A 21173-nucleotide genomic window follows, 5' to 3' on the forward strand; every position below is an offset into this window, starting at 1 on the left:
GTGTATTAATCACCAATTTACAGCAAATTGTAGGTATAGCAGATATTCATTTTACTGTATGTAGAGGTAGAGAATATACTTGTAATGCTTCATGGTCTTAGCAAAATACATTTTACAAACTATACCGCGTCTAACAAGGCAAGAATTTACGTAAGTTATAACCAAATTACAAAAGCGATGTCTGCGACAAGACGAAGCGTCTACGCACTTATCACTTTAACTATTCAATTTTTAAGACTTCACTATTACCCATTGCGTCACAGCCGCCATTGCTCGCCAACCTAAAAATTTACCAATAGGTTCCGCCCGCTGAATGGCAATACGAGTTAAATTGCCACCGACTCGTTCATGCCATTGAAATAAAGTTTGCTCACCCTCTACCGTGACAACATTCGCTACTAAACGTCCACCCGATCGCAATGCTTCCCAGCAAATATCAAAAAGTCCCATTGTTGTAACCCCACCACCAATAAAAATGGCGTCTGGTGCTGGCAAATCTTTTAGGGCATGGGGCGCTTTACCTTCAATGATTTGCAGATTTGGAGTACCAAGAGTAGCGGCGTTGTCAGCAATATACAGTAGTCTAGAGGAGTTTTGTTCGATCGCGATCGCTCGACATCGCCCATTACTCCGCATCCATTCAATTGAAATTGAGCCGCAACCCGCGCCCACATCCCACAATAATTCTCCCGGTGTGGGAGCCAAAGCTGCTAGGGTGATTGCCCTAACTTCACGCTTCGTTAGCTGTCCATCGTGGTGGTAGGCTTTATCTGGTAATCCTGGTAATCTTGGTAATGGCATAACCCCAGTATCAGCAATACAATCAACTGCGATCGCATTTAAAGCCGCAACTTCAGTTTCATTCCAAGATGCAGCCGTACCTTCTACAATTCTTTCACGATCGCCGCCCATACGCTCCAATACAGCGATCTTACTGTCACCATAGCCGCCATTTGTCAAAATTTGAGCAACGAGCGCTGGTGTGTCTTTACCCTCACTCAAAATCAACAGCCGCGCTCCCGGATAAATATAAGACTGGATTAGGGAAGATGGACGACCATTCAAACTTAAAGTTTCTACCTCAGTCAAAGACCATCCCACCCTGGCACAGGCGAGGCTGAAGGCTGAAGGTGCGGGGATAATCGTCATTTCAGAGACGGGAATTCGTCGGATCAAGGTGACACCAATGCCATAACACATCGGATCGCCGCTTGCGAGTACGCAGATTGACTGGCCGCGACGCTGGATGATTTCCTCTACTGAAGCACTTATGGGAGATGTCCAGACTAGTTTCTCACGTTGGTCGTCTGTAGGAAGCATCGATAAATGGCGATCGCCTCCTACAATTACTTTGGCTCGATCGAGTAAAGAAAGAGCGATCGCGCTTAACCCCTGTAATCCATCTTCCCCAATGCCAACAATAGAAAGCCATTTCATGATTAATTACTTCATAATGTTGTTGGCAAGAACTTTTAACTGACAATTCCTAGATTGTTGTAGATTTCGATCAGATTGCCATCAGGATCGCGCAAATGAGCTGTGCGGATTCCCCAGCTTGGGCGATCTTGTGGTTGAGTCACAACGACCGCATTCTGAGCCTTTACTTGCTCGTAGACTTCATCCACGTTATCGACTGCCAAAATTAACACAATTTTATCTCGATTGGCAACATAAGAAGGCTGTTCAATTCTTGGGACTACTTCAGCCATTAATTCTTTTTTGAACAAACCCAGCTTGAGATATCCGGCATTAAACTCAGCATATCCGCTATCTTCATCGCCCCAATCGACATCAAATTTCAGCAGATCCCGGTAGAACAGAAAAGAATCTTTGTAGTTGGAGACAAGGAGTCTCAGGTGTGTTAGCTGAAGCTTCATATCTGTTGGGTTAGTCTACTAACTGTGAATTCTAGGTTCTGGGTGCAAAGTCGCTAGCAACTCGCTTTCGACAATTGCTAATTCATCAAGCCGTTGCATGACAATTTCTTTGTCGAAATAAGTAGCAGCTAAAACCCAATATATACCGTAGTGACGCGCTTCGGATGCCATTAGCCCACGATAAAATTTTGCTAACTCTGGCTCTGGACAGTGAGCAGCTAGTAGTCCCAGGCGTTCGTGAGAGCGAGCTTCAATTAAACCAGTGACTAGTAAAGAATCCAGAAATCGCTCCGGTTCTTTGGGGCGGACAGCAGCTTTTAAAAGAGCGCCGTAGGGAGGCGGTGGTAGGGGAGCTAGGGGAATATGCCGGCGTTCTAACCATTGGTTAACTAACTCAAAGTGTTCTAGTTCTTCGCGGGCGATCGCAGTTAACTCCCGTACCATTTTAGTATTGGAAGGGTAGCGAAACATCATGTTCAAGGCTACGCCTGCTGCTTTGCGTTCACAGTGGGAGTGGTCGAGTAAGATGATATCTAAATTAGCGATCGCTTGTTCAACCCAAGCAGAACTAGTGGGCTGTTTCAGGGCGTTAATAGTCGGTAACAGAGTAAACACATTACAAAACTCCAGAATTTTAATTTAGGTGAGTATCCTAGCAAATTGATTTTAACGGAATATTGTTTGGACAAAGTTCAATAATTGTTTGGCGGTGAAGGGTTTCGCTAAAAAGCCTTGGATACCAATACCTGTAGATTGGACTAATGTCTCAGCCCTAGCTAATCCACTCATGGCAATAATTTGCACTTTTGGGTTGATGATTTGCAATGTGTCGATGGCTGTTTTCCCATCCATTAATGGCATCATCATATCTATCAACACTAGGCTAATTTCAGCTTTATACTGGCTGTAAAGATCAAGGGCTTCAATCCCGTTTTTGGCAGTCAATACCTTGTAGTTACAAAATTCCAATGTGGTTTTAGCAATCTGAGTGATGGCTACTTCATCATCGACAACTAAAATCAATTCTCCGTTACCTCTTGGCAGTTCTATCTCATCTGTTATTTGAGAAATGCTGCCCTCCTTGCTTGGCAAATATACGTGGAATTTAGTCCCAATTCCTACTTGACTGGCTACTTCCACAAAACCGTCGTGATTGTTGAGGACGCCTATCAATATAGATAAACCCAGTCCCGTACCCTTACCCACTTCTTTGGTGGTGAAAAAGGGATCAAAAATCCGATCGATAATTTCTGAGTTAATCCCAACTCCAGTATCAGCAACTGTAATCTTCACGTAGGAATTAACTGTTGCCCCTATGTGCATCCTGGCATCGTTTTCATTGATGAATAGCTTGCTGGCAGAAATACAGAGTTTACCGCCATTGGGCATAGCATCACGAGCATTGAGTACTAAATTCATCAACACCTGATGCAGCTCTGTGCTGTCTCCGACAACAATCCCGATATTTGGCGTTATGTGTGTGTTGATGTCGATGAATTTGGGAAATGTTTGTTGGGCTATCTGCTTGATATCTTCGATCAGTTGTGAAACTAGCACGATTGTGTGTTCTGTTTCAGAACCACGAGTAAATGACAAAATTTGCCCCACCAAATTACCACCCCGTTTGGCACTGGTTTCTAGGATCTTCAGCATTTGCAGCGAAACGTCATCAAGATGGGGATATTTTAGGGGTAGCAGTTGAGCAACTCCCAAGATTGGGGTGAGAAGATTATTGAGGTCGTGAGCAATACCGCTAGCGAGAGTGCCTAAGCTTTCTAAACGTTGACTACGCAATAGGTGAGTTTCGAGTTGTTTTTTCTCGGTGATATCGGTGTCAATAATCAGGATTGATTTAGGTAAGCCTACAGCATCGAGCATCAACGTCCAGCGGCTAGCAATGATTAGTTGATCGCCATTTTTTGTGAATTTATGCAACTCTCCCTGCCATGTTCCCCGCTCAATTACAGTTTTCTGAGCCGCCGAGAGTAGAGGTGAAGTTTCTTTACATAAAAGTTCCCAGGCATTTTTTCCTTGAGCTTCCTGAACTTGCCAGCCGTACATCTTCTCTGCGCCTTGGTTCCAGAATAAGATTTGGTTATGCAAATCCTGTACGATAATTGCGTCTGTTGTGATGTCTAATAGGGCAGCTTGTTCGCAAATTTTCTGTTCTTGCTGGTGGCGATCGCTAATGTCTCTAAATAGCCAGCGCAAGTTTCCGGTTTTACCCTGACTATCTTCCACAGCGATCGCAGTTAGTTCTGCTGGAAAGTCTATACTTTTTTTATTTTTATGATGAAAAATCCGTAACTCTTCTGTTTTGATTTGCTCTTGCTGTTGCAATTGCAGCATAATTTGACGAAATTTCTGCCGTTCTGTCTGATGCACAAACACAGCAATTGGTTTCCCAATCAGGTAAGACTGGCGTACATTCAATAATTTAGCCGCAGCATAGTTAGCTTCCTGGATAATTCCAGTAGTATCTGTAATCAAGTAACCATCTGGGGCAAAGTTAAATAAATCGTAATAACGTTGACGTTCTTCTTCAACCAAATGGCGTGTAGCAATCAGTTCCTCATTTTGTTGCTGTAACTCTTCTAGAGAAATAGAGATTTCGGCGATCGCTTGTTGCAAAAGCTTTATAGGATCATCCTGCTCTATAGATTTTTCTACAGCCAGACTTGCAAGCTGCGAAAGATTTTCCAGTCGCTGATGTGCCTTGACAATTGCTTGTTTAAAATTTTTCTTGGTCATTTGCAGTCTTCTTTAATGATTGCTTTTATTAAGAAATACAGAAGGAAAACTGACCTTTGCTTAAGTGTAGCAACCAGAGGGAGCAGGGAGCAGGGGGCAGGGGGCAGGGGGCAGGGAGCAGGGAGCAGGGGGCAGGGGGCAGGGAGCAGGGAGCAGGGGGCAGGGAGCAGGGAGAAATTAGCGTTTTATGAGCCAAGGAGATGGATTGTTGATTATAGTTACTAGAATGCCTAAAACTCGGTTGTAAACTCCATAAAATTCTCTGCCTGTATCAACGTCTAAATAACCACATTTCACAGCAAATTTAAGCCAAGTTTGAGTTTCTGCTGCTTCAGCTTCACTGTCATTCAACTTAGCTACAAAAGCTGCTTCATAACGGCGTTTTCTCCAAGCTTCAGCTAAATTAGCACATACAGAACGGGATGATCTACGAATCTGATCAGTTAAAGAATAACGTTCTTCAACAGGAAACTTCTTAGATAGTTCAAAAATTTTCATAGCTACATCAAATGCCATTTTATATACTTCCAAGTCTTCATGACTTTTAATTGGCTCTTTTTCCATCCCCCCTGCCCCTGCCCTGCCCCTGCCCCTCTGCCTCCTTCATTCCTGCTGCCGCCGTTCCTCCATATCTTGAGTAGAAATCATACTATTGACTTTATCTACATCTACCATCATCAAAATTGCTCCCTGCATTTGAATACCAATTAGCGGAGTGATTGCCAAGTAACATTTTATTTGCCTACCCCGACGATTGGTAGCATCGAGGATCGTTTCTTGAAACTGCTTTTTCCCGGATAGGGAGTCACGGATGGGCGATCGCAACTGCTCTACAGGTAGCCCAATGTCTAGGCTAAAGATAGACTTTCCGATCACTTCATCAGTCCGTAAGCCCCATAAATCTTCTAGCATGTAATTCCAAATAGAGATATTAAAGCTGCTGTCAATTACCACTATTCCCGTTTGGAGACTTTTGAGAATAGAAATGAGGAAAATGTTTGTGCGATTTAGTTCTGTGGTACGTTCGCTCAGTTCGTTATTAATTGTCTGTAATTCTTCATTAGTAGATTGGAGTTCTTCATTCATCGTCTCCAATTCTTCATTAGTAGATTGGAGTTCTTCGTTGGTAGTTTCTAATTCTTCATTGGTAGATTGTAATTCTTCGTTAGTAGTTTCTAATTCTTCATTGGTAGATTGTAATTCTTCGTTGGTAGTTTCTAATTCTTGTTGGGAACGTTGCAGGGCATCTTGGAGTTTAATATAACGGGTGACATCATGAAAGGAAATACTGACCCCTAAAAAACTGGTGTCTGTTTCTTGTAAAGGCGTAATTTGTACATCTAGATATTGAGTTTCTGTGTTAGACAAATAGCGCTCTACATTTGTTAGGATCACAGGGCGGCGTTCACTATAAGCCCGTTCAATTAGCGATCGCAATTCAACTGGCCGATAGGAAAGTTCTAGATCCTGGAAGGGACGAGCTAAATCTTTGGGGAAAAGGGCGAACAAAATCCGTGCTTGCTCGTTCACCATTACCAGAGTGCCATTGATATCAATGACTATTTGGGCGATTGGAGCTGTGTCAAAACCCATATCTCGCAGCCGGAGGTTTCGAGACAAACGGCTGCTAGATTCATCATCTACTGAATTTGCCATAACTAAGAGGCGCTCGCGTAAATTCACCATCGATACCTTAGTAAATATCCGATTTTTCAAGTCCAGCGGCGTAAACAGACTAGAATGCATCAATAGCATCTCTGCTTTTCCCAAAAACAGATAGCCATTATCATTTAGCGCAAAATGAAACCGGGCCAGAATTCGCCCTTGAGTTTCAGAATTAAAATACATTAATGTATTGCGGCTGACCAGTAAATCTAAGCGCGAAATGGGCGCATCCTGAAGCAAATCGTGGCGACCAAAAATCACTGAGCGGCGCAAGTCTTGGCGGAAAACATAGCGGTTTCCGACAATCTCAAAGTATTTATGCCGCAGTTCATCTGGCACAATTTGGACATCTTTTGCTGAATACACGGCTTGCCTAGCCTGGTTGAGAGCATCTTCATCTACATCTGTGGCGTAGATTTTCACTCGTTGGCGAAATTCCTCTGCTCCCAATATTTGGGCCATCAATATTGCCAAAGTATAAGCTTCTTCCCCAGAAGCACAGCCAGCGCTCCAGATGCGGATTTGATCGGAAGCTTTTTTATTCTTAATCAGATTAGGCAGTATTTGCTCTGCGATGTATTCCCAAGCTGATGAATCTCGAAAAAAAGCGGTGACGTTAATTAAAATGGTATTGAAAAGATAATTGAATTCTTCTGGATAAACTTCTAGATAATCTTGATACTCTTCAAAATTTTCTATGGCTAATAACTGCATCCGCTTGAGTACCCGACGTATCAAAGTCGAGCGCTTATAGCCTGTAAAATCAAATCCTCGGCTTTGTCTGAGATAAACCAGTAGATTTTCAAATTTAGGATCTTTTTCTGCGGAAGTCATAGCTTAGGAGGGCAGGGGGCAAAGGAGTGGAGTTATGATTTGCGTCCACAAGTATCAAAGACTCATTCACGAGTATCAAAGCCTCATTAATGGAGTTCTGAGCTTCATTAACAAAGTTCAAAGCCTCATTAATGGAGTTCTGAGCTTCATTAATGAGTCTTTAATACTCATTAAACTATGTTGCCACTAAGTTGGTTGCACTCTAATACATATCTCCTCTGCTCACCTGTCCCTATGCCTCTCTGTTTAGTTAAATTTTCCCATGACCAAACTCACCAGGGTGCTGGAAATTTCATCAAGGGGGAGAATAAAATCTACATTGCCAGTGTGAATTGCGGCGGAGGGCATCCCAGAAAATTCGGCGGTTTTTACGTCTTGGACAATGACAGTACCGCCCATTTTTTTAATTGCTTCTACTCCCATTGCGCCGTCGCTACCCGTTCCAGTTAGCACAAGCCCGATCGCTCTGTCTTTGTAAGTAGCTGCAACTGATTCAAATAATAAATCAGCCGAAGGACGTAAAAAATGTACTAATTCCGACTGTGATAAGGAAAGTGTACCGTCACCGTTAACTAACAAGTGACGATTGGGTGAGGCAACGTAAGCCGTCCCTGGGGTAAGGGAATCTCCTTCTTGTGCCTGTTTGACGATAATATCTGTGTGCCGACCAAGAATTTCTGCCATGAACGACGGATATTCGGGAGCTAGGTGCTGCACAATCGCGATCGCGGCTGGAAATTCTGCTCTTAGAGTCGATAGCACTTTAACTATAGCAGTCAGTCCGCCTGCTGAGGCTGCGATCGCCACTATATCAAAGGCAGCATTAGTAAAATGAGGTAGATGATTTTTGGCATTTTCTGCCATTTCAATTATAATTTTGCGTCTATGACTATCTGCGTAACTTTTTTTGTTACAAATATTATTAATTAAGTTACAATTTTTTATTCGTATTTACATGTACTATACAGGATATTTGAACTATTTCAGTATTTTTTTGCCTTTACCTTTCAAATTCACAGGTTAATTTTCCTGCTCTAGAATACGTTTCGCCTCCAAAAGTTGCTGCTTATGTTCCTCACTAACTGTTGGGTATTGCAGATTTAGTTCTTCTAATTTTGTGCAGATGATATTGGCAACGGTCAGACGTGTAAACCATTTGCGATCGGCAGGAATAATATACCACGGCGCCCATTTAGTACTAGTATTATTAAAAACCTCTTCATAAGCATTCATATAATCATCCCAAAAAGCTCGTTCTCGGACATCATTATCTGAAAACTTCCAATTTTTATCAGGAGAGTTAATCCGCGCTAAAAAGCGTTTTTTCTGCTCTGACTTAGAGACATTTAGAAAAAACTTCAAAATGATTACACCATTATCAACCAAATATTTTTCAAAGTTATTGATTTCTTCAAAACGCTGTTTCCATATCTTTTCTCCATTAGGGAAGTGAGGAAGTTGTTGTTTCTGAAGCATTTCTGGATGGACACGAACCACTAGCACTTCTTCATAGTATGAACGGTTAAATATACCAATTCTTCCTCTTTCTGGCAGAGCTTTCATTGAGCGCCACAAGTAGTCATGGTCTAATTCTTCCGCACTGGGGCCCTTAAAACTAAACACCTGAAATCCTTGCGGATTAACACCAGAAGTCACGTGTTTAATAGTGCTGTCTTTGCCAGCAGCATCCAATGCCTGAAAAATAATTAACAAAGCATAGGTGTTTTGAGCATAGAGAATATTTTGGTAATTAGCTAGTCTTTGAATATCTACCTCTAATTTGCTTGCAGCATCACTTTTTTGATGAAAATCGGTCTTATAGGCTGGATCGTAGTTTTTTTTCAGAGAAATTTTTGAACCTGGCGGAACAATGAAAGCATCATGATTCACGTATAAAATCTCCTTACAGCTACTTAATACATAAACACATTTTTAAGTATTAATTCCTGAAAGTTATAATTTATTAATAGTAATACCAATTTGAAAAAAGATGTAACAAATAGATCATTTGTAGAGACGCGATGAATCGCGTCTTTACCCAAGGATGTGTTGCAATCATTAATTGAATTGGTATAAGAATTCAGTACCCAAGATTTAGGAGTCAGAATTGATCGGTAATTTAGAATAATTGGTATATTTATTCACCAAAGTTTATCCTGATTTTTTAACCATTATGCCTTATCCAGAAACCTTGTAGAGAGTTAGCACTGCTACCTCTCTACATTCTTTTTCACTCATCTCTCTATGACAAAACTTAGTTACGAATTAGTTCCGTCGTTTTGGCATAGGACGCATTGCTTCACGTCCTAAGATAAACATCCCTGTGATCCCTAAACAGACAAACCAAATATATTGATACCAATATTGCCGAATCTGCTCAACTGTACTGGTTTTTGGATGCAATGTGTTTAAGTATAACAGCAGCAGCAATATCATGAGTGCGCCAAAACCAACTAGGCTCAAGCCAACAAGAATTCGTGCCGGACGCAGTTCAAAATCACTAATAGTATTCAGGTCAATTTCTGCCAGTTCCTTAAAGGAGTCATCTGCTAAAGATGAGGTTGCTTGGAATCTATTGCTTAGTTTTGGTGGCAAAATCGGCGACAGTTTCGCAACAGCTGGGCGACGAAGCAAAGCCTCAGTATCTCGCAGCAGTTCCAGCGGCTTACGGGTAGTAGTTGGTTGAGCAAACTCTATGTTGTCTGTAGGAGTTGAGGCATTAGCTTTGCTTTCAAAATCCATAGTATACTTTGGAAAAACCAGGATATACATAGCCTAGCGAATCAAAAGACAAATGCGTGAAAATAATTCGTAATTTGTAATTAATTGATTTCTGGGAAAAAATATATTTTTTACTCAAAGTAAATGAATTTGGGCGTTGGATAATTACAAATTACTCGTCCATCTCTTTTAATGTAGCTAATGCCGATGGAGATAAACGACTGAGATAGCGGAATATCCAGTATTTAAAGATAGTGTTTAAAATTACAGGAAATGTAGCAATAAAGAAAAAGATTACATTTCTACTGGCTGGTAGACCTAAATGTTCTGCGAATCCTGCAAGAAGGACTTCCCACCCATCTGGTGAGTGAAATCCGACAAATATATCTGTAAACAGAATAATTAAAAAAGCCTTGGCACTATCGCTGAGACCAGAGACAATGGTATCCATAAAAGACTTAAGAATCACAATTTCTCTTTTGCTCATGGCGATAACTATACCAAAAGAAAAAAGTGATATTAAATCAGCAAAAATATTACTAATGTTACTATTAGTTTTTCTATAAAATTCTTCAGATATTTCAACTGCTTTACTTTTTATTTTCTCTTGTACTATCTCTGAAGAAAGGGATGGCGCTTGATTAAGCAAATATTCAAATCTCAGTCCTTCTTGAAAACTATGTAATTCATGGAGCGCTTCTTTCTCCATATCAGAATTAAGAAAAACTCTAGTTACGTTATCTCCTCTAACCCTTTCTAATATTGGAGATACTATAAATTCTTTAGATAAAGATTGAGTTAAAAGCGGTACAAGAATGAGAACTATCAAAAATCGCAGGGCAATTATTGTTCTACCTTTAGAAAGGCGATAATTTCTGACAAACTCTTCTTCTGTCTGCGGTGCAAAATCTGCTTGAATTTTATTAATTCTTCTGCCAATAAAACTCTTAGGTGGTCTAGTTTTTTGAATTGGAGTGTTAACTTGAGTATCATTTATGTCAGATGACTTTAGCTGTTTTTTTATTTCGTTATCATTAATGTTTAAAGGCTGATAAGTTGACACTAAGGGAGTATGATTAATTACCTCATCTTTGATAGCATACTTCTCTACTACTTCATCAATAACCTTCAATTTCTCTAATAAAACAGAATTAGAGATATTGACAATTCCCCGACTAAGCTGGAATTCTGCAAGCCTGATCTTAATAATAGTTAGGTTCTTATTAAGATATACTTGCCAATAAGACATTACATTTTCAGTATACTTTACTGATTGTAAAGATATTTTTTTGTTATCAAAATGTTCGTTCTCAATATTTTTAATTCTCTGAGCTGCTTGGTAAGCTTCTAAAAGTGCCCTTTCTGGTGTATTTGAAAACCAACGGTTAAGCGATCGCAAATATTTTTGGAATGTTCTGGTAAGTGAGTTTTTCATTATATATATGACTTTTAGATAATGTGTATTATAGTTATATAATCATAAGAAATGGGTAATAACAGCTAAATAGTTAGTCCAATCCAGATTCAGGTAATACTCCCTGATGCGATGTCTACGATAGGCTACGCCTACGCTAGCAATTTTATATTACCTGTAAACTCAGATGGATCAGCATAAATTGACACTGGTTATTTATATTGGCAATTTATCCATTACACTGTCATCATTGACACCATCTGTCAGTGTTTATGCTCAATCCAAAAGCCTTGATTGTAACATTTCACAACCGAGGCAAATCTTCCACTATGCAGAGTTTATCACTGTTAAAGAAAATAGAAAGTAAAGATGTTGCTTTCTTATTGCCCTTATTCCTCTATTCACTACTCCCCACTCCCAATTTTTAAATTATGAGTTTGAGTTTATGCATGATTGTGAAAAACGAAGCAGCAACACTGCCTAAATGTCTGAACAGCGTCAGAAAAGTAGTGGATGAAATGATAGTCTTGGATACAGGCTCAATCGATCGCACTCCCAATATTGCCCAACAACTCGGTGCAAAAGTCTATCATTTTAAATGGTGTAATGACTTCAGTGCTGCCCGCAATGCAGCTCTCAAATATGTCACTAGTGATTGGATTTTGGTATTAGATGCTGATGAAACTCTGACTCCAGCAATTGTACCGCAGTTACGAGAGGCGATCGCAAGAGATGAATACCTGCTTATCAACCTCGTCCGCCAGGAAGTTGGTGCAGAACAATCTCCCTACTCTCTGGTTTCTAGATTATTTCGCAATCATCCAGATATTAGTTTTGACCGTCCTTACCATGCTTTGGTAGATGATAGTGTGTCAGAAATTTTAACCAGAGAACCCCATTGGCAAATAGGTTATTTACCTGGGGTTGCCCTTGTACACACAGGATATCAAAAAAGTGCGATCGCTCAAAATAACAAATATGCCAAAGCCGCTACGGCGATGGAAGGGTTTTTTGCAACTCATCCTAACGATCCCTATGTTTGCAGTAAATTAGGGGCGTTGTATGTGCAAACTGGGAAAATTTCTCAAGGTATGGATTTGCTGAGACGAGGAATCACCGTTGCTGAAGACAACTACGATATTTTATATGAACTCCACTATCATTTAGGAATAGCCTACAGTCGGTTGCAAAAATCCCCACAGGCGATTTATCACTATCAAGCTGCCATCAAATTGCCAATTTATCCCATGCTCAAACTAGGAGCATACAACAACTTGGGTAACTTACTCAAAGCAGCAGGAGATTTCAACGGCGCGAGAACTGCTTATACCACAGCTTTGAAAATCGATCCCACTTTTGTTTTTGGACATTATAATTTGGCGATGACATTTAAGGCTTTGGGTTTATTTGCAGATGCGATCGTATATTATCAACATGCGATCGCGTTAAATCCCAACTATGCCGAAGCGTATCAAAATTTAGGGGTAGTATTGCTGAAAATTGGCAATCATCAAGATAGTTTAACAGCTTTTAAAAAAGCGATCGCCCTCCATGAAAGGTATAATCCCGAAGAGGCGAAAAGGCTACGCCAGGGATTGCAGGAGATGGAATTGATGTAGAGGTGAGGGGGGATGGGGCATTGGGGAGAATAACAAATAACAAATGACAAATGACATTAGGATATTAGTATCAATATTTTAGAAGTTTCGATGAGCCAAACCATTGATGAACGGATACGTTGGACAAGTGCAGACTTAGAGTTATTGCCAGATAACGGTAAAGGCTGAGAACCCTGAATATCAGGTTAAAAGATTTGCAATTAAAAAAATATCCAGTAGCGTAACGCACTATCTTACATATTGTGGTGCTTAGAGACAAATCGCCGTAAAGTTCCTTAGTAAGCCTGTATTATTTTCTATAAACACTCAACAATAACATTTATTCTTTATGTTATTTATAAGACAATTCTTGTTTACTCAATTGTCGATAGGGGTTGCAAAAACCTTCGCCATAGCAACCTTAACTACATTTACCACTACTGCGACCATCAATCAGCCCAGTTCTGCTAGTAACATAAATTTCTTGGGAATTCGTCTAACTGATGCTCCCAAAGTTACAACACTCACGGCTGAAGACTTGTTTAATCAGGGTTTCGATAAGCAAAAGAAAGGAGATTTGCAAGGAGCAGTTGCAGCTTATACTGAAGCAATTCGCCTCAATCCTAACTTTGCTGAAGCCTACACCAACCGGGGTGTTGTCCGCGCTGATTTGGGAGATAAAAAGGGGGCAATCGAAGATTACAACCAAGCTTTGCGGATTAATCCCAACAATGCCAATGCCTACAGCAACCGGGGTCTTGCCCGTGCTGATTTGGGAGATAAGAAGGAGGCTATCGAAGATTACAACCAAGCTTTGCGGATTAATCCTAACTTTGCCGATGCCTACTTCCACCGGGGTGTTGCCCGCGCTGATTTGGGAGATAAAAAAGGGGCAATCGAAGATTATAACCAAGCTTTGCGGATTAATCCCAACTATGCCCAAGCCTACTTCAACCGGGGTGTTGCCCGCGCTGATTTGGGAGATAAAAAAGGGGCAATCGAAGATTATAACCAAGCTTTGCTGATTAATCCCAACTATGCCGATGCCTATATCATCCGAGGAGATGTCCGCACTCAATTGGGAGATAAAAAAGGAGCAATCGAAGATTATAACCAAGCTGTGCGGATTAATCCCAACGATGCCGCTACCTACATCAACCGAGGAAATGTCCGCGCTCAATTGGGAGATAACAAGGGGGCAATCGAAGATTATAACCAAGCTGTGCGAATTTATCCCAACTTTGCCCCAGTCTACATTAACCGAGGAAATGTCCGCACCGATTTGGGAGATAACAAAGGGGCAATCGAAGATTTCAACCAAGTTTTGCGGATTAATCCCAACTCTGCTGAAGCCTACATTAACCGAGGAAATGTCCGCATTGGATTGAGAGATAGCAAGGGGGCAATCGAAGATTACAGCCAAGCTTTGCGGATTAATCCCAACTCTGCTGAAGCCTACACCAACCGGGGTTCTGCCCGCTCTCTATTGGGAGATAAAAAGGGGGCAATTACTGACTTGCAGCAAGCCGCAGATATCTTTAAGCAACAAGGAAAAATAGAAGATTACCAAAAAGTGCTGGAAATCATCAACCAACTTCAGAAGTAGATCCTTGAGGCGTTGCATCCATTTAGCCTTGCATCAAAATTCCTACTAAAATCTGCATCAAGATTTCCAAATCAGTTAGTACGCGATACAACATTAAATCTTGACTCACCTTCCGTTCTTGACGATCAAAACTACCAAACTGCCAAATATCCCCAGTAGTCACAGCACCATACAAGATTGGCTCATCTGATTCTACCCAGGTATCCAAAGCAATCAACTCCGTCGCTAACTGGGTAAATCCCCGTGTTAAGTCTGCCTGTTTTGCTTCTACCACTAAAACATTGTGTTTTGACTGAAGATAGTAGTCTAAATCACCTCTGAGGTACTGGTTAACTTCGATAGGGTACTCAATATTAACTATTGCTTTTGTGATGTGGGCTACTTCTAATAAAATGGGTGCGATTAGTACTTCGCGTCTAGCGGCTTCACTAGTTAGACTAACACGAGCGATCGCTTCTTCTAGGCGTTGGTGTAAGTCTGGTAGTCGAGTCAGTAATTCGGAAGCAGCAATAGGTAAATTGATTGTTGTTTTAGTTAAAGTTACTCCTAATTCCCGCAAAATATCGGCGGGAGCAAATTTCATTAGAAAATAACTGCGGAATGTGTAGAATTCATTTGGTTTCAGTATCGGGGGACGCTGACGTTCAGTTGTCATTTGTCATTGGTAAAGGTTTCAAGTATATTTATGTATCGTAACGCTGTAATTACCTAAGCAATTTTATATTATCTCGAATCTCGTGGGTTGTCTGTAGATGAATTAGAGCCTGTTATTGGCAGTAAAGCAGAAATTGCCGACATTTTGCATCGCAAGCAGGCGCTAACCTTGGAGATGATTCGGGGTTTGCATCAACAATTGGGGATTCCGGTACAGATTTTGATTCAACCATACCCTTTGATGCAAAATTCAGCTTGATGGTGCTGGAATTAATTGACATTAACTAAGCCCAAAACCCTTTTGACGTTTTTGCTCCCACCATTCATCTGAAACTTCAAGCTTAGACCTCGGAACTACTAGCTCGGAACATGAAACTTCAAGCTTGGAACTCGAAACTTGAGCTTCAGAACTCGGAACTTCAAGCTTGGAACTCGGAACTTGAGCCTCAGAACTTGGAACTTGAGGTTGAAAAATGAACTCCACCCGTTCCAAGTCGAAAAGGTGGAGTTAAGAAGTTGAAGAGTTGATAAATTCTCCTCACAAATGACAAATACTTCGGCTTCTCTACGAGACGCTACGCGAACGCTCAGTACAAGTGACAAATGACAATTAACTAAATACGCGACTTGACAAATTTCTCTAATCTATCCATTCCTTTTTCAATCATCGTCATATCTGTGGCGTAGGAAAGGCGAATGTTGTCATCAGCACCAAAAGCAATTCCGGGAATGACTGCAACTTGATGTTCTTCCAACAAAGCGTCACAAAATCCTAGAGATTTTAGACCGGTTTTACTGATATCAGGGAACAGATAAAAAGCGCCATCTGGTGAGGCGGTACTCAATCCGGGAATCGCGTTGAGTCTGTCTAACATTACCTGTCGACGTTTGGCGAAGGCTTGGCGCATTTCTTCGACACAATCTTGAGGACTTTGTAGCGCCGCGATCGCACCATATTGGGCAAAGGTACACACGTTAGATGTACTATGCCCTTGGATGGTACTCGCTGCTTTAATGATTTCTACAGGTCCCGCTAAATAGCCGAGACGCCACCCAGTCATGGAATAAGCCTTTGCAAATCCATTACTAATCAAAGTGCGGTCAAAAATTTCCTTCCCTAGAGAACCGATGCTGATATGTTCTGCACCGTCGTAGAGAATCTTTTCGTAAATCTCATCAGAGACAACAAAGATATCTGCATCAACTACTACCTGCGCCAGTGCTTTGATTTCATCTGGTGTGTAAACCATCCCTGTGGGATTAGATGGGGAGTTGAGGATAAATAACTTCGTCTTTGGCGTGATTGCTTTACGGAGTTGTTCGGGAGTAATTTTATAACCCGTCGTTGCATCTGTAGAGACAATTACCGGGACTCCACCGACCAAAGTCACCATTTCGGGATAACTTAGCCAGTAGGGAGCAGGGATAATTACCTCATCACCTGGATCGATTAGCGCCACGATTAAGTTGTACAGAGAATGCTTACCGCCATTGGTGACGATGACATTCTCAGATTTGTAATCAAGACCGTTATCAATTTTAAGCTTGTGGGCGATCGCTTCCCTTAACTTTGGTTCTCCGGCGGCTGCACCATACTTGGTTTTGCCGTCATCCAAAGCTTTTACTGCTGCGGCTTTAATATGCGCCGGGGTATCAAAATCTGGTTCTCCAGCGCTAAAACTACAAACATCTATTCCTTCCACCTTCAGTGCCTTAGCCTTGGCTGCGATCGCTAAGGTTAATGAAGGTGTTACCTGACTTACTCTTGCTGCCAGCTTCATTCTTACTATTTTTGGCAAATCTTTCACTTATCTAAGGATATCCCAGAATCCCTACCAAGATTTGCTTTTCTGAATTCCTTGGGGAATGGGGATTGGCAGGGTGGTTTCATACGAAAAAAGAAAAATACATAAGTCTTGATTTCTCGTGAAAGTGGCATGGCTTTTTCCCTCACTTCCATTCCTCTCCCCCACGGGGGGAGAGGCTTTGAAACCCAGTTTTAATTTTTCTTTGCTTGTATGAAACCACCCTGCTTGGGGAATGGGGATTGGGCAGTGGGAACTAGAAAAGAATTTTTGAACCTTGATTCTTGACTCTTAACGATGTATTCTGTATAACTTTAGTTTTAGGGTAAACTAATTGTTTATATGCAAACCAAGAAACTTTTTGTCACATCTTTTCTGTTAATTACTAGTCTTTTTATACCGAATGCTGCCATTGCTCAAAATCGCGGTACTCCGGGTAAATTTGATTTTTACGTACTGACACTCTCTTGGTCGCCAGATTATTGTGCGACAAATGGTAATCGTGACCAGCAGCAGTGTGGTTCTGGAAGGAAACTTGGTTTTGTACTACATGGTTTGTGGCCACAATACCAAGCTGGTTATCCTGCCAATTGTTCCACAGAAAAATTACCGTCGGAAGTAAAGCGGCAATTTCCCAATTTGTATCCTAGTAATAAACTTTACGATCATGAATGGGAAAAACATGGTACTTGTTCAGGGAAAACTCCTGCGGAATACTTGGGATTGAGTAAAAAATTAAAAGATGCGATCGCTATTCCCGCAGCTTATAATCGTCCTGCGAAACCTTTGCGTACCACAATTACAAATTTTAAAAATTCATTTGTGAGTGCGAATAATCAAATTACTGCTGATGGTATAGCACCTTTTTGTTCTGGTTCGGGAAGATTTTTGCAAGAAGTCTTCTTTTGTTATTCCAAAAACGGTGAACCTGGTATTTGTAGTGCCGAGATTTTGAAGCGATCGCAAAAAAGTTGTGGTCAGCCAGATTTCTTACTGAGAAACGTTAGATAAAGGTGGGCATGGGGCATTGAGCATTAATTCTTCTCTCACTGCTCCCTGCAACTATGATTTAAAGTTCCTTAATTTATTTTTTACTATTTCTTATTTATTTCTTAACCTATTTATTCTAATCTTCAATTGTAATTAGAACCTATTCTTATTTCGAGATGGCAGATGCAATCAGAGAATCTGTTTAGCAGAAAGTTGTATTTATAACTATAACTTTTTGTGTAGTTCGCTGAATTGCAATAAGTCCAGGTTTTTTCTCAGTTTTAATAGTTTTTTGTAACACAAATTATTTTTGTCAGGCTGCATTCTTGTCTTTTATTAGGAGTGCTAAATGGAATATTTATTTCTGGCATTGGCGCTGAGTCTGGCACTCGGCTTCGAGTTTGTCAACGGTTTTCATGATACTGCAAATGCAGTTGCCACAGTCATTTACACTAACACCTTGAAGCCAAATATTGCCGTTGTTTGGTCAGGCTGTTGGAACCTAATTGGTGTGTTGACATCAACTGGAGCCGTTGCTTTTGGTATTATTGCCCTGCTTCCCGTTGAGTTGGTACTCAATGTTGGCTCAAGTGCAGGGTTTGCAATGGTGTTTGCACTTTTGATTTCGGCAATCATGTGGAACTTGGGAACCTGGTACTTGGGTTTACCTGCATCCAGTTCACATACGCTGATTGGCTCGATCATAGGTGTTGGTTTAGCAAATTCAATGTTGTCTTCGGGTCATATTTTTGGTGAGGGCGTGAATTGGGCAAAGGCACAGGAAGTTTTCACATCTCTACTGGTTTCGCCAATTATTGGATTCACCTGCGCTGCACTGCTGTTACTGCTGGCAAAGATGCTGATCAAACGACCAGAGTTGTACCGTGCGCCAGATCATGGTAAAGCACCGCCGCCTTGGATACGTGCTTTGTTAATCTTGACATGTACTGGTGTCAGCTTTGCCCACGGTTCAAATGATGGTCAAAAAGGTATGGGTCTGATTATGCTCATCTTAGTGGGCATTCTACCAGGGATGTTTGCACTGAATATAGATACCAATGCCGGAGCGATCGCTCAGTTGGCCGCTACGTCCAACTCTGTGATTTCAGTGCTGCAACAACCAGCACCTGGGACATTCTTAAACAGCCAAAACATCACAAATGAGCTTTCCGACTTCCTCAAACCAAGTAACGAAGTCAACGAAAAAACATTAGCAGCTCTTGCTGCCGAGAGCCGTACAATCGGAGATAAGCTTGCTGGTAAGACTAGTTTCAAGCAGCTTTCAAAGGATGAGCTTGGCTCATTACGAACTGATATGTATCTAGTAGCTGGAACAATTGGAAAGCTGGACAAGCAGAAAAAATTAACCAATGCCAAACAAGAAGAGGTGCTTACCAGTTATAAAACGCAGTTGGATAAAGTAACTAAATTCATTCCCAATTGGGTGAAATTTGCCGTTGCCATTGCACTCGGTCTTGGCACAATGATTGGTTGGAAGCGCATTGTGGTGACAGTAGGTGAAAAGATTGGCAAAGACCACCTTACCTACGCTCAAGGAGCTTCCGCCGAGTTAGTAGCTATGACAACAATTGGTGCTGCGGATTACTTCGGTCTGCCAGTCAGTACCACTCACGTGCTGTCATCTGGTGTAGCGGGTACAATGGCGGCGAACCATTCGGGTTTGCAAATGGATACCCTGAGAAATTTGCTGCTAGCCTGGGTGCTGACACTGCCGGTTTGCGTACTGCTTGGTTCTGCTACATACGCAGGGGGTTTGTATATAGTCTTGAATATTCTCGGTTTGAAGTAGGACAATGGGGAATTGGGCATTAAGCATTGAAAAGAGACAGAGTAGACAAGGAAAAGGGGGAAGACGAGAAAGAGATTTATTCAATAATTCCCCCTTGTCCCCCTTGTCCCCCTTGTCCCCCTTGTCCCCCTTGTCTCCTGCTCCCCTGCTCCCTAAGCTATCGTCACATCTGACGACAAGTAAACATCTTGAATGGTGTGAAATAACTTCACCCCTTCCTCAAAAGGACGTTGGAAGGTCTTTCGCCCAGAAATTAATCCTGAACCACCAGCGCGTTTGTTGATTACGGCGGTGCGTATTGCTTCGGCGAAATCATTTTTACCAGTCGCGCCACCAGAATTAATCAACCCCACACGCCCAGAGTAGCAATTGAGTACTTGGTAACGAGTTAAATCAATTGGGTGATCGGTTGTCAACTCTGTGTAAACGCGCTCATCGGTTTTGCCGTAACTCTTACCACTGGCTTTGGCAACTGCACCGTAACCATTGTTATTTTCGGGTAACTTTTGTTTAATGATGTCGGCTTCAATCGTTACACCCAAATGATTCGCTTGTCCGGTGAGGTCAGCCGCAAGGTGGTAATCTTTATCTTGTTTAAAAGCGTTATTCCGCAGATAACACCAGAGAATTGTTACCAAACCCAGTTCATGGGCGCGTTTAAAAGCTTTGCTGATTTCCTGAATTTGCCTGGTAGACTGCTCTGAACCAAAGTAAATTGTCGCACCTACTGCTGCCGCCCCTAAATTCCAAGCTTGTTCGACATCAGCAAACAATATCTGGTCAAATTGATTAGGGAAAGTCAGCAATTCGTTGTGATTGATTTTGGCAATAAAGGGAATTTTGTGGGCATACTTGCGCGAAACGATCCCTAATGTCCCCAAAGTGGTAGCAACCGCATTGCAACCGGAGGCGATCGCTAACTTAACAATATTTTCTGGATCGAAGTAAATCGGATTGGGCGCAAAAGATGCACCTGCTGAGTGTTCAATCCCTTGGTCTACCGGTAGAATCGAGAGATAACCTGTGTTTGCCAGACGACCAGTAGAATAAAGTAACTGGAGATTACGCAATACTTGAGGATTGCGATCGCTGTTGAGCCAGATTCGATCTACAAAGTCTGGGTCCGGCAAATGTATTAAATCACGAGAAACTTTTGCTTTGTGGGTAAGTAGGTCTTCTGCCTCTTTACCTAGCAATGACTCAATAGAATTAGCCTCTTTGAGCGTTGTAGTCATAGTATTATCCTCAAAGTTTGAGCAAATGACCTTGCCTTTAAGATAGCATTTCTAATATTGCTAACTTGGTTGTACGGAGATTAGTGATATGTCTTCTGTCTGAATATATAGCAATCTTATTAGACCTCTTGCAAAAAAGTTTTGTGGTACATTAAAGGGTTAAACAAATTGTCAAAAAGTTAAATAGCATTTTGAAGGTCATAGTTATAAATG

18 protein-coding genes are annotated in these 21173 nt (G+C 41.4%); 5 read left to right on the forward strand and 13 right to left on the reverse strand.

From position 1 onward, the window contains the following. Positions 1–231: 231 nt before the first annotated feature. From cbiE to V7K41_RS19920, 10 genes are all read right to left on the reverse strand, one after another. Positions 232–1437, reverse strand: a complete 1206-nt coding sequence (cbiE, locus tag V7K41_RS19875) for a precorrin-6y C5,15-methyltransferase (decarboxylating) subunit CbiE (RefSeq protein WP_334850901.1) — start codon at positions 1435–1437, stop codon at positions 232–234. 35 nt (positions 1438–1472) lie between these two features. Next, positions 1473–1877: a VOC family protein gene (locus V7K41_RS19880; protein WP_334850902.1), complete on the reverse strand. Its 405-nt coding sequence runs from the start codon at positions 1875–1877 to the stop codon at positions 1473–1475. Between the two features lie 18 nt (positions 1878–1895). After that, entirely contained in the window at positions 1896–2492 is a 597-nt protein-coding gene (locus tag V7K41_RS19885; protein ID WP_334850904.1) for a tRNA-(ms[2]io[6]A)-hydroxylase, read from the reverse strand. A gap of 51 nt (positions 2493–2543) precedes the next feature. Further along, positions 2544–4628, reverse strand: a complete 2085-nt coding sequence (locus V7K41_RS19890; RefSeq protein ID WP_334850906.1) for a PAS domain-containing hybrid sensor histidine kinase/response regulator — start codon at positions 4626–4628, stop codon at positions 2544–2546. A gap of 177 nt (positions 4629–4805) precedes the next feature. Beyond that, on the reverse strand, positions 4806–5192 hold the full coding sequence (locus V7K41_RS19895; protein ID WP_334850907.1) for a four helix bundle protein: 387 nt from the start codon (positions 5190–5192) through the stop codon (positions 4806–4808). A 39-nt stretch (positions 5193–5231) separates the two neighbouring features. Then, on the reverse strand, positions 5232–7127 hold the full coding sequence (locus V7K41_RS19900; protein WP_334850909.1) for a CheR family methyltransferase: 1896 nt from the start codon (positions 7125–7127) through the stop codon (positions 5232–5234). 246 nt (positions 7128–7373) lie between these two features. Then, a complete protein-coding gene (locus V7K41_RS19905) occupies positions 7374–7991 on the reverse strand; it encodes a chemotaxis protein CheB (RefSeq protein WP_442943231.1) in 618 nt (205 codons plus the stop codon). Between the two features lie 156 nt (positions 7992–8147). Continuing rightward, on the reverse strand, positions 8148–9017 hold the full coding sequence (locus V7K41_RS19910) for a polyphosphate kinase 2 family protein (protein ID WP_334850910.1): 870 nt from the start codon (positions 9015–9017) through the stop codon (positions 8148–8150). A gap of 375 nt (positions 9018–9392) precedes the next feature. Then, a complete protein-coding gene (locus tag V7K41_RS19915) occupies positions 9393–9869 on the reverse strand; it encodes a hypothetical protein (RefSeq protein WP_334850913.1) in 477 nt (158 codons plus the stop codon). Between the two features lie 151 nt (positions 9870–10020). Then, entirely contained in the window at positions 10021–11283 is a 1263-nt protein-coding gene (locus V7K41_RS19920) for a proton extrusion protein PcxA (RefSeq protein WP_334850915.1), read from the reverse strand. 410 nt (positions 11284–11693) lie between these two features. Here V7K41_RS19920 and V7K41_RS19925 point away from each other — a divergent pair, with 410 nt between their 5' ends. Further along, positions 11694–12881, forward strand: coding sequence for a tetratricopeptide repeat protein (locus tag V7K41_RS19925; protein WP_334850917.1), 1188 nt, complete (start codon positions 11694–11696; stop codon positions 12879–12881). Positions 12882–13242: 361 nt separating this feature from the next. Then, complete coding sequence (locus V7K41_RS19930) at positions 13243–14466, forward strand: tetratricopeptide repeat protein (protein WP_334850919.1); 1224 nt, start codon at positions 13243–13245, stop codon at positions 14464–14466. Between the two features lie 22 nt (positions 14467–14488). On the opposite strand, the gene V7K41_RS19935 is transcribed toward V7K41_RS19930, so the two are convergent. After that, the gene (locus tag V7K41_RS19935) at positions 14489–15121 is read right to left on the reverse strand and encodes a hypothetical protein (RefSeq protein ID WP_334850920.1); all 633 of its coding nucleotides are present in this window, start codon (positions 15119–15121) and stop codon (positions 14489–14491) included. Positions 15122–15208: 87 nt separating this feature from the next. Between V7K41_RS19935 and V7K41_RS19940 the strand changes: the two genes are divergently transcribed. Then, positions 15209–15379, forward strand: a complete 171-nt coding sequence (locus tag V7K41_RS19940; protein ID WP_334850922.1) for a hypothetical protein — start codon at positions 15209–15211, stop codon at positions 15377–15379. A gap of 355 nt (positions 15380–15734) precedes the next feature. Here the strand turns inward: V7K41_RS19940 and V7K41_RS19945 are convergent, their stop codons facing one another. Further along, positions 15735–16901: a pyridoxal phosphate-dependent aminotransferase gene (locus V7K41_RS19945; protein ID WP_334850924.1), complete on the reverse strand. Its 1167-nt coding sequence runs from the start codon at positions 16899–16901 to the stop codon at positions 15735–15737. Positions 16902–17267: 366 nt separating this feature from the next. Here V7K41_RS19945 and V7K41_RS19950 point away from each other — a divergent pair, with 366 nt between their 5' ends. Together V7K41_RS19950 and V7K41_RS19955 are read left to right on the forward strand one after the other, a co-directional pair. Further along, entirely contained in the window at positions 17268–17936 is a 669-nt protein-coding gene (locus V7K41_RS19950; RefSeq protein ID WP_334850926.1) for a ribonuclease T2 family protein, read from the forward strand. 328 nt (positions 17937–18264) lie between these two features. Next, positions 18265–19725 (forward strand): inorganic phosphate transporter, encoded by a 1461-nt coding sequence (locus V7K41_RS19955; RefSeq protein ID WP_334850928.1) that lies wholly within the window; start codon positions 18265–18267, stop codon positions 19723–19725. Positions 19726–19877: 152 nt separating this feature from the next. Here V7K41_RS19955 and V7K41_RS19960 read toward each other — a convergent pair whose 3' ends face one another. Next, positions 19878–20960, reverse strand: coding sequence for a class I fructose-bisphosphate aldolase (locus V7K41_RS19960; RefSeq protein WP_334850930.1), 1083 nt, complete (start codon positions 20958–20960; stop codon positions 19878–19880). Positions 20961–21173 lie beyond the last annotated feature (213 nt).

The organism is Nostoc sp. (genome assembly GCF_036917415.1).
Taxonomy (GTDB): Bacteria; Cyanobacteriota; Cyanobacteriia; order Cyanobacteriales; family Nostocaceae; genus Nostoc.